We start from the raw sequence: 12,522 nt of genomic DNA, 5'->3' as shown, positions 1-12,522 counted from the left end.
ATGCTTTCAGAAGATATTGATTAGTATTTATACATTTTCGCGTTGAATCATGGCGGGAACTGTTTTATACATTATTATTAAATCCTTCCAAATCGAAAAATTATTAGAATATTCAATATCTAATGCAACTCTTTCTTTTACAGACATATCATCTTTTCCTCGCTTTGTAATCTGCCAAAGTCCAGTAATTCCTGCAGGTGCCATAAACCTCTCTGCCCATTCATCTCTTGTCAAAGAAGCCGCTTCGTAGATTGGTAAGGGTCGATTACCGACCAAGGACATCTGTCCAAACAATACATTTAATAATTGAGGGAGCTCATCTAGACTTGTTTTCCTTAAAAAAGAACCAACTTTTGTAATTCTCGGATCATTTTTGATTTTAAAAAAGACCTCTGAGTCATTTTTTGAACTATACTGGTTCAGATGGCTAAGCTCTTTAACTTTCTGGTCCGCATTAACCACCATTGTTCTAAATTTATAAAAATTAAATATTTTGTAGAATGTTCCGACCCTTTTAGAAGTATAAAATACAGGGCCTTTAGATTCAAGCTTAATAAGAGCAGCTATTAATAAAAAAAGAGGACTCAATAACAATAAACATAAAGAAGAAGCCAATATATCTACAACTCTTTTTACTTTTAAGTTAATTTGTTTTTCCTGATAATCAACTCTTTTTGGTTCTATATTACCTTGATATTTATATTTCTTAAACCTCAAAATAAAATCTAACCTACTTAGCAAATTGTTTAACCCATTTGTTTTTTGACAGTAAATATCATCTACCCCTTTTATCTGTTGAATTTTATTCATCTCAATAATGGTAGAATCTTCAACACATAAAATAAATGGTAAAATATTGAGACCATCAATAGAAGATATTTTATCTAGAAACCGCTCAATACTTTTCCTTTTAAATCTATAATCACAAAAAATAATTTTGGGAAGGGCTTTCTTCTCATTTAATTTTGAAATCAGCCAGTATTCTGCTCCTTCCAAACTTAAGATATCAATGCACTTACCATAATTAGTGATTTTTTGGGAAAAACCATCGATTTTATTTCCAATATGGAGAAAATAATCATTCCCTTCAGGATAATCGTTTGCTTGTAAATTAAAATCCTTTTCTACAACTTCCTTAACCCCTATATGCCAATTAGAGTCTGAATGATACATTATTAGTTTTTTAATTTGATTAGTTAATTAAGTTTTACTTTTAAAGTAATTTTGTCAATTGCTAATTATTCCTTTAACAACCAGTTTTAGGGAATCAGGATCAAAAGGTTTTTTAATGTATTGATGTATTCCAAGACTGAAACATTCTTTTTCAATAACTTTAGAGTCATAACCAGAAAGAACTATTACCGGTATACCTCGATATAGTCTACTTATTTTTAAGTTTTTTATCAGTTCAACTCCATTTAAAATAGGCATATTAATATCTGTTATTATTAAATCAGGCACATCTCCTTCAGATAATAAAAACATTGCACTAATACCATCTTGAACTGTAACAACATCATAATGTCTACCTAAAATAACTTTTAAAAACTTGCAAATAGCCAGATCATCATCAATTATCAGAATTCTATTCTTCATGACTTAATTCTGATTTTGGATAAATGAGATAAAATTTTATCATTCTCTTTCACTAAATAATTAGTTAAAAATGATGTTCTATTTTTTTAAAAAACAGACAGACAATAGTTAAAATAAGGTGAATCTAGATTGGTGTTATTAGATTAGATTGGATTGGATTGTAGTTAATCTTTTGTTGCGTAAAGTTATTAACATAAAAAATCACAAACAAAAAAGGATGTAATGTTTTGAGTTAATAAATGTGAAAAACAATATTAATCTATAATTACATTTGGTGGATAAATCTAGTAAAAATTTCACAGGAATTACATTTATCTTTATAAAATTATTCAGAAAGCAATTCGAACTTAATTGAAATATCCCCTTTAAATGTCTCTTTAACCACAAAAACTAAGTCTAAAGTGGATTCTGTTAAATTACCAAACACAACTAAATTTTCACTCTCTCCTGGATTTAATATTATTTTATCACCCTCAATCTCCCATGTTCCCTCTTCAGGGAGTTTTAATCCTTCTGCCGCAATTCTACTAAAAATAAATGTACCATTTTCATTGAAAGTAAACTCATAATTACTATAGTCGTTAATTATATCTCTTTTACCTGACACATATACAGTATTTACAATCGACCATTTTCTTGATATAAGAGATACTTTATCCTCTACAACAACTTCCTCCACAGTATTCTTACAGTTAGTAAATAATAATAGTAGAATAATTGTATAATATTTTGACATAATAAATTGCGCTTCTTTACAAGATTATTCTTTTCTTACTTTTCTGGTAATATTTATATCTCGCCCAACGACTTTCAGCAAATAGATCCCCTTTCGTAAATGTGATATATCAAAATCCTGAATCATTTTAGTTTTTTTTACCTCCGTTTCGTAAATGGCCTTTCCATCCAGGCTCAACAATTTTATTACATAGGAATAGTTCAGACCACTTTTAACCTTTATATAAAGGTTATTTAAGATAGGATTAGGATATATAGAAATATCCTGCCCATGATCAGCCAAGTAATCATAAGAAGAAGTAAGTACAACAGTATCAGACAATGCAATGATACAACTATCTTCATTAGTAACAATGGCATAATAAACACCTCCATCAGTTACAGGATACTCGTTTTCCCTAGCCTCTTCTATTGGTTCACCATTTTTATACCATTGATGTAATCCTTCTTTATCAGATAACAGGGTAAATGTTGCAGAAAGATTATCTATTCCGTTTTGAATCAAATTAAAATATATAGGATCACCACAAAATGAAATATTTTTATTATTTGTTAAACTCCAACTTCCATTGCCATCAACTACTCGTATTTGTAATAAATGATCACCCGCCAGAACAGAGTCTAGTTCAATAGCAAAAGAACTGTCAATATCCTTGTCTGAAGGCATGATGTCAATTGATTTTCCTTCTCCAAAACCAGGATCATTATCAAAAAAATATTCTAATTTTTTAAGGCTATTCTCTTTTTCCTCAGTAATTAAAATAGTATTTCTTTGTAAAAAACTCCACATCCCCAAGCTATCCTGTACTCTCACAAACAATACATGTAACCCAGATTGGATATCTTCTATATCAATTGGAATGTTGTATTCAGAAGTAGTATTAAAGGAAACGTTCATGATGTTACCTTTCCCAATTCCAGGATCAGTGTCAAAAAAATATTCTATCTGGGTAATTTGCTTTTCGCCATGAATGATTAGAAAAGAATGAGAACCCGTAAAGCTCCAACTTCCCAGATCGTTTTGTAATCTATAATATAAGGTATGCATTCCTTCTGATAAACCAGAAGAATTTATTAATAAAGATTGATTGATATCTGTGGCTGCAGTTATACTGATTTTTTTCCCATTTCCATAACCAGGATCAGTGTCAAAAAAATATTCTAGTGTATTAATATTCTGTCCATATCCTATACATGACCAACCAATAATTATTATAGCTACCAATAGAAGTCTATTCATTATTGTTGGGCTTTTGCTTTTATTCTAATTTCAAAGCTTCCTTCTTGGGAAGTTACCTGTACCGGAGCAGAAAACTCGTAAATAATGGGCATTTTTGGCAAAAGAGAGGGTACAAAAGGCATATCTCCTCCAAAAATTCCTACATCGGTATCACCAAAACCATTGCCTTCTGCCACAGAACCTGGTATAATTTTATAATATAGAGAAGGACTACCTTCCTCATTTTTGGTCAAAACAGAAGCTTCTGCCACATTTTTTTTATTTTCATTTGCATCAGGAATAGAAGAAGTCTCTGTAAAAGCAATGTTATGGGTAATGATGTTATTTTCTCCAATAATACCTCCGTAAAAAAAATTGTTTCGAACAGTAGAATTTGAACATGTGAGATTCCCTCTAATCACATTTTGAGAAATCTGAGCATTTGAACTTACACTAATATTAGAGACAATGTTATTATTGATGATTAAATCAACCGGACTGTTTTCCTCATCATCAGTTGTAATATTCTCTGCAATATGATTTTGAAGTAACATAAAATTGCTAACGACTTCGGTTGCAGAACTAAAAATAATGCTATTATCTATCCTGCATCTCAATATAGAAATATTACTGTCTGAAATAGTAATATTTCCAGTAGTCTTACTTGAAGGATTATTTTTATAAATGTGTAGACTCATAAGAATGGTTCCTGCTGAACCTTTTCCTAATTCTATACTCTGTACTTTCGCATCGCTAAGGTTTGCTTGTGTTTCAGAATTTAAACTTAAATAGCTTCCAGGTCCAATAATCACCAATTTTTTTGTACACGTAAAAACTCCATAATCAGTATTGGACCCTTCTAAATGAATAGTATCTCCAATATTTGCCTGTGTATGTGCTGCCTGAAGAGAGGTAAAGTCAGCTGGCTTTCCAGGAACATTATTAACTCTCCAAATCTTTGCTTCTAAGAGAAATGGCAGAAGTATACAACATAAAGTAATTAAAATTTTATTATTCATGGTTAAAAAATTAAAAGGATATTCCTCCTTTTTGTATGGTTAATATGTTAAGTACAGTGTCATGCCAAAAAATATTGAATTAAGTAAAATCATTAGCTATCCTTCAGAAAGTACTTATAAAAAAAAGTCAAAAGTCCCTTTAAGGGATTACTATTGTCTGCTTTCAACCGAAAATACAAACCGTTTATCCAGATGAAATTTGATCACATATCCAATCCCTAAACCGACAACAGCCCCAACGTATTTAGCCCAATCATAATCCAATAAAAAATGAAATGCCGCTTCTACACCCCAAAAAATAAACGTTGTGAAAACCCCCATTAAAGTATATAAACTAAAAGTTTTTCCTTCATTTTGTAGGCTATCAGATGTATGTGAAAATACAAACTTTTTATCCAAAATATATTTCAATACTAAACCAGCACCCGTACCAAATAACATCGCCACTTGTAAATAAAAAATACCTTGATAAAAGTGAAAGCTTATAGCCTGGACAAGAATATTTGTAATAGTCGCAATGACAGCAAAAAATATATATTTATATAGCATTCGAAAATGAAAATTTGAACTCTTTTATTATATCAGGTATTATAATTATAGACTTTTCTAGTCGCTCTCTCCCAAACTGCAGATTGATCCTTTTTTAAAAACCTTATCAATCCCAGAAAAACTGAAAAGTTCATAAATAAAAAATAATAAGGTATATAAAGGGCTTTTACTTTAATATTTTTATTAGCCAGATACCAACCTATTAGGGCTAGCGAATAAAAAATAAATTGGAGAATTAATGTCACTTTAAAAAATGAATTAGCATTAAATAAAATAAGATTTAATATCACCAATAACAATAAACAAAACGGAGTAATGGTCCACCTCAATACCCTATGCGATATATATTCAAATGTCAGCCAGGGATGTTTTATAAAATTAAAAAGAGGAATTAATCGAAGAATAGACTGGATTCCTCCTGCGCAAATTCTGATTTTCCTTTTTTGTTCTTCACGCATGGAAGCAGAGGATGTTTCCATTGCAAAGGCCTCTGGTTCATAAATTACCCTATACCCCTTAAGGTTTACCCTTAAAGAAATCATAAAATCATCCAATATAGTATCTTCCTCAAGATCTTCATATAATTCAGTCCTTATTGAAAACAATTCTCCAGCAGCCCCTACAACAGAAAACATTTCGGAATCCAAACGCTTCAATGCTGATTCATATTTCCAATAAATACTTTCACCGGCACCGGCAGCCTGTTCATCGTTTGAAGTAATAATTTTTTTCTCTCCAGCAACTCCTCCTACTCTTGGATCACTATAGTGAGCGGCTATTTTTCGTATTGCTTCCCTATTTAAAAGAGTATTAGCATCACAAAATACTACTATTGATGTTTCAACATATTTCATGCATCTATTCATAGCAACTGTCTTCCCTCTTCTTGCATCCTCATGAAACAACCTTAACCTTTTATGACTTCTGATTTTTGTTGGAGTAGAATCCGTACTTCCATCTGTAACAACAAATATCTCTAATTTTTCTGCTGGATAATCAAGGGTTAAAGTATTTTCAATTTTTTTATCAATGAATTCTTCTTCGTTATATGCTGGAATAATTAAAGTTACTGAAGGTTCAAAATCTGCGTTGAATTGGTTGTTTTTTTTCTTAAAAATTCTCTTAATTTTAATTAAAAAAAACATAACTAACCCGTAACCAATGAATGTATAAAATACTATTCCAAGGCAAATCCAAAAAAGTATAGATAAAATTCCCATTAAGATTATTAATCATTGTAAAAGTTGCACTAATATACTCTTCAATAGTTCAAACTTTGAGGCTTTAATTTAGTAATAATGTATAATTAACTATTGTTCACAGAAGAATTAAAAGAAACAATTAGAATTTAGAAATACTTCATTTGTTTTTCCTACAAGACTCTTCTATCTTATTCCTTTCTCTAATAGCATACAATATGAGTGATGTGAAAAAAGCCAACAATACTAAGCTTTTTTTTCAATCCACCCCATCAATAATCCTTTTAATTTCTGATTTTGAAAGTCCAAGGCTTTGTAAATTACGGGCATGGAAAATTAGCTTTTCTCTGTTAAAAACCACTCTATCCTTTTGGGGGCTTTGGGCTTTTGTTGTAGTAGTTTTGCCCGTATTTTTATGAATATCAGCTACTGATTTAATCACCAGGTTTTTGGCAAGCTTTTCATCTGCTCTTACCTGTTTTCCCAATTGCTCGATCTCGGCCCTTTTCACCTTTTCCTTCCTGGAAAGAATATCATTATAAATTTCAGGATTTGCCGTTTTTATAGCTTCCATGCCATCCGCAAAAAGGCCATCTCGTTTGATGGTTTTATCACTCACATTGTGTTTTTCAGCCAACTGTGAGGACAAATTTACCGAGGGGACAAATTGTCCCCCCGGTCCTCGTTCTGTTTCACCACTTTTTTTCATTCGGTTATATAACCTTCCCCGTAATATTGCAGATTGTTCTGGAGTAAGGTTTCTCCTACCCAACTGATTATTAATCATCCAGTCTTTTACTTCATCTATCGACTCAAATGATTTTTTTTCTACCTTAAAATCAATTTGATTTTTGGAACAAATTTCAAAGCGATTATGTCCATCTACCAGCACAAAATCCATATCTGCTTTCTTCCAAATCACTAAAGGATCCCTACACCCTTCTTCAATGATATTTTTCTCCAGTTGCTGAAATTCTTCAGGCGTTAATGGAAATATATATGGTTTTAATTCTGGTAATATTTTTATATTATCTTTAATGAGGGCATCATCATCCAACTTCGCAGTTTCAGTCATAAACCCTAACACATTCTGTTTCTGAAATTTCTTTTTTGCCATGAGTAGCTGTACTTATATTTTCTGAAAAATCAACTTTTTTGTATCTGGATATAAAGGATAAAATTATTTCTCTACCACTTCCTTAGCAAACTTCATATAATCCTCTGCTCCATGAGAATCCTCTGCATAAGAAAAAATATCCGTACCATTACCTGCCGCTTCTACCAATGAAATATTTCTTCTGATACTGGTTTTAAACACTTTGCTTTTATACAAAGTAGACAATTCTTTCACAATCTCTTTACTGACTACCGTATTATTGGTTTTGGTAAATAATAAGCCTAACAGATTAATATTTTCATTTAAAGAATTCCTCCTAATCCCATCGATATGTTTGGTAATAGTACCTAATCCACTTATAGCCAAGTATTCTGTTTCCACAACTACAACCACCTCATCGGAAGCTAACAAAGCATTATTGGTAAGAATCCCCAAAGAAGGAGGACAGTCCACCAGAATATAATCATAGGGACTTTTTACAAATTTTAGTGCATTTTTTAATTTAAACCAACCATTGACATCAGTCATCAATTGAGATTCTGCAGTGGCTAAAGCAAGCTCTGAAGGAACCAAATGAAAATTAGCCTCAATATCAATTACAGGCATAACCTCATCATTTAACAAGGTATCCACAATAGTTTTATCTACTTGCTGTGCCACTCCGCAATGTTGAGTCAGGTTAGCTTGAGGATCTATATCAATCAATAACACTTTTTTGCCAAGCAAAGCAAGGGCTTTTCCTAGGTTCATGGTAGTAGTAGTTTTACCCACTCCTCCTTTGTGGTTGAGCACCGTAATTACTTTACAAGTTCCTTCATCCTCTTTAAAGCCATATTTTTTTAGCACAGTTAAAAGTGCAGGAAGATGTTTTTCTGGTAAATTTCTATCTCCGGCTAAATAATTTCTAAATGCAGATGGATTAATACCAGCCTCATCTGCCACTGCGGTAGCAGAAATAGCTTTATTTTTCTTAAAAAATAACCTAATAGAATCGCTATTGCTCATATTTTCCTTATTTCATAAAGTAAAATGGACAAATTAAACTGATTAAATTGTATCAATAAAGTTGCAATTATATCAATTTAAATCATTTTTGCATCAAAAAATACACTTTTTATGAACATTTTTTAAAAATCGTTTCAAAAGCATTGCTGAGGGAACAATGATTTCCCGTTTCTATAATGGAACGATCTATACAGGTTGGGATAGGTATTTTATAACATCCTGGAGGTTTTTCGGTATTAATCTTTCAATTTCTGATAAAAATTCTTTTTCAATCTTCCATAAATTCAAGGTTATATTGATTCTTGAATACCTTGATCAGGTAAGATTTGGGGTTGTTTATTTTCTTATCAGAGAGGGCAATTTTCAGGTTATATAAAATTTTCCATATACCAGATTCTATCTTGGCTTCTGTTGCTTTGACTACCAACAAGGCCTGATCATGAGTAAAACCATAAGCTTTAAGACGAGTAACTAATCTGGCCGCTTTTTCTGCTAAATCTTCTTGTACGTCTACATGTTGTTCTGAGTCAGTAATTTCACCTTCGAAATCTATCTTTTCGGATTTTTTTACTTCTTCTGGGTGGTTTAGAAAATCCTGCTTTACCTCCTCTTTACTTGAAATATAAAATCGGATTGATCGAATAGTCCGCCCTTTTTTTACCGTCTCATAGGATATAGTTAAATCAGAATAAGCATTAATTTCATTTTGGGCCTTATCCAATACTTTTTCTCTAAATTTTGGGAAAGTTTTGTAGGTTTTTACTTCGGTGATTCCCAATATCTCTTTTAGATAATCGACATTGACCTCATACACATTATTCCATCCCAAATGTCTCACCAATAATTCGTAAATCCTTACGCTATAGCCTGATTTAAAATGAACCACATTATCATACAAATAGGAGGTGAAATTTCCTCTTAAATTGACAAGGTAAGGCCGCAAATCCTGGTTGAACTTAAAATAAATAGTACTAGAACCTTCCTGCCCTTCTATTTTGGAGTATAAAGCCAATTCCGCCCATTTCCCATCATCATCCTTTATACTAATACTAGTTCTTACCAGCTGAGCTGCTGCATTCCGAACTGTTTCATATTCACGAGTGGTAAGTCTTTTCTTTCCAAAAAAATCCCGCATATCAAATGAAAGCATGGTTCCAAAATCTTCTTTTTTCTTCAGTTCAGTTACTGAAAATAAAAAGAGCTTTTGTTGTAAGGCTGTTAACCCAAGTTTATCTCTGTAGTTAATCAGTTTGTTTGATTTTCGTACAGTACGATTGACCTTAAACTTTATCTCCATTTTTTTAATACATACCCCCAATGTTTACAAAAAGAGGAAAATCTGTTGGTTAGTGACAGTTATTTTTAAAATTTAATCTAAATGTAAACATTGAGGGTATATATTGCAAACGTTTGGGGTATGTATGTAAACCTTTAGGGTACATATTTGTAAACATTAAGGTATATTAACGTAAACATTAAGGGTATGTATTGTAAACGTTTAGGGTACTTATTGCAAACATTAGGGGTATGTTTAACTTTATAAAAAACTGTAAACCAATAAGTTACACCCCCTTAACTATAACTATAACTAATATATAACTACTCTTATAAGGTGATTTTTTTTTATTTTACAGATTTTTATTAGAATAATTATACAATAATTCCTTCAAGAGGTTTAAAAAGGCTTCAATTTCCCATAAAAAGTTGATTTTTAATAAATATATATTCTTGGTGTAAACATTAGGGGTATGTTTAACTATCATTACCTTTGTCTTTGATAATTGTTTGGAATCCAATAAAGCTTTATATATCATGGAACTCATAAAAATATATCAGGGGAATTTGATTAATGCCAGGGAATTATGGGAATTTTTGGAAGTAAAAACCCGATTCAATGACTGGATCATTAGGATGTTTGAGTATGGCTTTGAAGAAAATAAGGATTATTTCACCGTACTCAAAAAAGAGTATCGTCATACTTTAAAGGAATATCACCTGAAAATTGGAACTGCCAAGGAAATTTCCATGATTCAACGATCAGAGAAAGGAAGGCAAGCCAGGAAGTATTTTATTGAGGCAGAAGAAACGCTTATCAAACTCAAGGAAAATAAGCGTTTGGATTATTGGAATAAATTGCAAGATGGCAAAAGCAAATTATTGAATTATCTTCTTGAAAAAGGACATACTGAAGATAATTTTATTCAAATAGACCATGAAGCCCGTAAAGTATTATTCAATGGAGAACCTCTTCCTGATGAAGTTTTACCAGATGTGCTTTTAACTGCCAGAAGTTTTGCTGTAGCCCTATCAAAGGAAGTTTTGGAAGAACAGGAAGAGTCAGATCTTGGTGAAATAGAAAAGACCCACAAAGACAATCACGCTGATGTGAGAAAACTTATAAAGGATAATACCAAAAAACTTCCTGAAGATTATAAACCTGAGGAAGACATTAAGAAGTTAGGACAATAAGGTTTACCTGCCCAAATATCAATATTTAATTTCTTAAATTTTAACAGAGGATGTATCTGAAGCAACCCCCAGTTGGTTACAATTAGGAAGTGGAAGTAGGGGAGGGGAAATTGTAAGCAAGATGGTATCACGCAGCGCATGATAGTGGATATTTGGGTGATGGATAAAATATTATAAATCAGTAATTTATAAAAATAACATGCGGCATATTATGCAGCATATAAATTTTTATTTGCAGCATTTTCCAAAAATAGTTGACTTGAGTGGTCATAAAAGCTATTTTTATACAGCATATTAAGCCAAAATAGCTGCTGCATAGTGGAAAAGATAATAATTTCGGGATAACCCAAACAGGTAAGTAATTACGTAAAAAACAGCAGAAAAAATTAGGAAGAGATTATCTTATTCAACCCAACCACATTTATACAAGATTTGATCAGATATGTATGTTAAAATCCATCAAACGGGCAAATACGATTCCCACTACGATAACAATAGTGGGAGTTGTGGTGCATTGGTGGAATACCTGGAGAAGGAAAATGAGGATAAGGACCTGTGGGAAGAGGAACATTTCTTTGCCCACGATGGGCAGGATTATCGCTCTTTTCAGGTCAGGCATGCCATTGACAGCAATGGAGTAGGGGCGAAGCTGAAAAGCAAGGAGAGCAAGTTTTTTATGCTGACGATTAACCCAAGTGCTGATGAGCTGGCACATATTGGCCATGATAAGGAAAAGTTAAAAGCCTACACCAGAGCGGTGATGGAAGAATATGCCAATAGTTTTGCCCAGACCTATAAAGACGGTACAAAAATACAGGGTAAAGATTTGGTGTATTTTGCCAAAGTAGAGCATGAACGAAGCTATAAAAAGGAAGAGGCAAAATACCGGGAAGTATTTAAACATAACTATCAGGTGAGTGTAGAAATTAATGCCTTGAAAAGGGAGGTTGAAAATTTAAGAGACAGTGGTGGAAATCAGCAAAAAATCAATGCATTGTCCCAGCAGATTCTTAATCAAAACCAGAGTTATATCAAGGATGATTATGGAGAAGTGATTTTACCCGGGAGGAATAAAGGAGGTGCTCAGATGCATGTGCACATCATAGTATCGAGGATGGACAGGAAGAAGGAAGTGCGGTTATCACCATTTTCCAAACCCCGGAATGGAAAAGTAAAACTGAATGGAAAGGAGCATAAAATAGGTTTTGATCGCCATCAGTTTGTGGGGAAGACAGAGGAGATATTCGACAAACAATTCGGGTATGTAAGAGGGTATGAAAACAACTATGCCTACCGACATGCTAAAAAGCACGATGCAGTGAAGTATTTGGATATGGTGATCAATGCTCCGAAATCACCAGAAGGGCTGGCCCGTTACATGTTGGAGAGGGCAATGAGGCAGAATAAAGAAGTGAATAGTTTGATGCATATACCGACCACTGTTGGAGGGGTAAGGCAAAACGTGATGAATAAAGTAATAGATGAAGTGGCGAAATCCATGGCCATATCTCCGGCAGGATTGCCAGTTCAGCTGATTAAGAAAACATTGCAACTGGCTATAAAGCCTATTACCCGTGGGATTCAGTTTGGGTATTGAGTTGTGTAAAATATTTA

At 32.6% G+C, this 12,522-nt stretch carries 12 protein-coding genes; 2 read left to right on the top strand and 10 right to left on the bottom strand.

All coding sequences use genetic code 11. The features are described 5' to 3' along the window. Window positions 1–27: 27 nt before the first annotated feature. The 10 genes from A3EM_RS43700 to A3EM_RS46265 all read right to left on the bottom strand — a co-directional run bounded on the left by A3EM_RS43700 (window position 28) and on the right by A3EM_RS46265 (window position 9,736). A complete protein-coding gene (locus A3EM_RS43700; protein WP_020531129.1) occupies window positions 28–1,173 on the bottom strand; it encodes a sugar transferase in 1,146 nt (381 codons plus the stop codon). Window positions 1,174–1,227: 54 nt separating this feature from the next. Beyond that, window positions 1,228–1,596: a response regulator gene (locus A3EM_RS0125740; protein ID WP_020531128.1), complete on the bottom strand. Its 369-nt coding sequence runs from the start codon at window positions 1,594–1,596 to the stop codon at window positions 1,228–1,230. 325 nt (window positions 1,597–1,921) lie between these two features. Beyond that, window positions 1,922–2,332: a lipocalin family protein gene (locus tag A3EM_RS0125735; RefSeq protein ID WP_020531127.1), complete on the bottom strand. Its 411-nt coding sequence runs from the start codon at window positions 2,330–2,332 to the stop codon at window positions 1,922–1,924. Between the two features lie 24 nt (window positions 2,333–2,356). Further along, the gene (locus A3EM_RS0125730; protein ID WP_020531126.1) at window positions 2,357–3,571 is read right to left on the bottom strand and encodes a T9SS type A sorting domain-containing protein; all 1,215 of its coding nucleotides are present in this window, start codon (window positions 3,569–3,571) and stop codon (window positions 2,357–2,359) included. Beyond that, a complete protein-coding gene (locus tag A3EM_RS0125725) occupies window positions 3,571–4,569 on the bottom strand; it encodes a hypothetical protein (RefSeq protein WP_020531125.1) in 999 nt (332 codons plus the stop codon). Before A3EM_RS0125725 ends, A3EM_RS0125730 begins: the two co-directional genes overlap by 1 nt. A gap of 150 nt (window positions 4,570–4,719) precedes the next feature. Next, window positions 4,720–5,118, bottom strand: a complete 399-nt coding sequence (locus tag A3EM_RS0125720; RefSeq protein WP_020531124.1) for a GtrA family protein — start codon at window positions 5,116–5,118, stop codon at window positions 4,720–4,722. 32 nt (window positions 5,119–5,150) lie between these two features. Beyond that, a complete protein-coding gene (locus A3EM_RS0125715; RefSeq protein WP_020531123.1) occupies window positions 5,151–6,338 on the bottom strand; it encodes a glycosyltransferase family 2 protein in 1,188 nt (395 codons plus the stop codon). Window positions 6,339–6,576: 238 nt separating this feature from the next. After that, the gene (locus A3EM_RS46270; protein WP_020531122.1) at window positions 6,577–7,434 is read right to left on the bottom strand and encodes a ParB N-terminal domain-containing protein; all 858 of its coding nucleotides are present in this window, start codon (window positions 7,432–7,434) and stop codon (window positions 6,577–6,579) included. A 63-nt stretch (window positions 7,435–7,497) separates the two neighbouring features. Beyond that, window positions 7,498–8,439: a ParA family protein gene (locus A3EM_RS0125705; protein ID WP_020531121.1), complete on the bottom strand. Its 942-nt coding sequence runs from the start codon at window positions 8,437–8,439 to the stop codon at window positions 7,498–7,500. A gap of 268 nt (window positions 8,440–8,707) precedes the next feature. After that, window positions 8,708–9,736 (bottom strand): replication initiation protein, encoded by a 1,029-nt coding sequence (locus A3EM_RS46265; protein ID WP_020531120.1) that lies wholly within the window; start codon window positions 9,734–9,736, stop codon window positions 8,708–8,710. A 515-nt stretch (window positions 9,737–10,251) separates the two neighbouring features. On the opposite strand from A3EM_RS46265, the gene A3EM_RS46260 reads away from it, so the two are divergent. Together A3EM_RS46260 and mobB are read left to right on the top strand one after the other, a co-directional pair. Continuing rightward, window positions 10,252–10,908, top strand: coding sequence for an antA/AntB antirepressor family protein (locus A3EM_RS46260; RefSeq protein ID WP_020531118.1), 657 nt, complete (start codon window positions 10,252–10,254; stop codon window positions 10,906–10,908). Between the two features lie 442 nt (window positions 10,909–11,350). Then, the gene (gene mobB, locus A3EM_RS43680; protein WP_020531116.1) at window positions 11,351–12,505 is read left to right on the top strand and encodes a MobB family relaxase; all 1,155 of its coding nucleotides are present in this window, start codon (window positions 11,351–11,353) and stop codon (window positions 12,503–12,505) included. Window positions 12,506–12,522: the final 17 nt, after the last annotated feature.

It is taken from the genome of Flexithrix dorotheae DSM 6795, assembly GCF_000379765.1.
Lineage (GTDB): Bacteria > Bacteroidota > Bacteroidia > Cytophagales > Flammeovirgaceae > Flexithrix > Flexithrix dorotheae.
This window is presented reverse-complemented; position numbering and strand designations above follow the sequence as displayed.

Excerpts from the sequence above, each read along its gene's own strand:
- A3EM_RS43700 (WP_020531129.1), bottom strand. The coding sequence starts at position 1,173 with ATGTATCATTCAGACTCTAATTGGCATATAGGGGTTAAGGAAGTTGTA.
- A3EM_RS0125740 (WP_020531128.1), bottom strand. The coding sequence starts at position 1,596 with ATGAAGAATAGAATTCTGATAATTGATGATGATCTGGCTATTTGCAAG.
- A3EM_RS0125735 (WP_020531127.1), bottom strand. The coding sequence starts at position 2,332 with ATGTCAAAATATTATACAATTATTCTACTATTATTATTTACTAACTGT.
- A3EM_RS0125730 (WP_020531126.1), bottom strand. The coding sequence starts at position 3,571 with ATGAATAGACTTCTATTGGTAGCTATAATAATTATTGGTTGGTCATGT.
- A3EM_RS0125725 (WP_020531125.1), bottom strand. The coding sequence starts at position 4,569 with ATGAATAATAAAATTTTAATTACTTTATGTTGTATACTTCTGCCATTT.
- A3EM_RS0125720 (WP_020531124.1), bottom strand. The coding sequence starts at position 5,118 with ATGCTATATAAATATATATTTTTTGCTGTCATTGCGACTATTACAAAT.
- A3EM_RS0125715 (WP_020531123.1), bottom strand. The coding sequence starts at position 6,338 with ATGGGAATTTTATCTATACTTTTTTGGATTTGCCTTGGAATAGTATTT.
- A3EM_RS46270 (WP_020531122.1), bottom strand. The coding sequence starts at position 7,434 with ATGGCAAAAAAGAAATTTCAGAAACAGAATGTGTTAGGGTTTATGACT.
- A3EM_RS0125705 (WP_020531121.1), bottom strand. The coding sequence starts at position 8,439 with ATGAGCAATAGCGATTCTATTAGGTTATTTTTTAAGAAAAATAAAGCT.
- A3EM_RS46265 (WP_020531120.1), bottom strand. The coding sequence starts at position 9,736 with ATGGAGATAAAGTTTAAGGTCAATCGTACTGTACGAAAATCAAACAAA.
- A3EM_RS46260 (WP_020531118.1), top strand. The coding sequence starts at position 10,252 with ATGGAACTCATAAAAATATATCAGGGGAATTTGATTAATGCCAGGGAA.
- mobB (WP_020531116.1), top strand. The coding sequence starts at position 11,351 with ATGTATGTTAAAATCCATCAAACGGGCAAATACGATTCCCACTACGAT.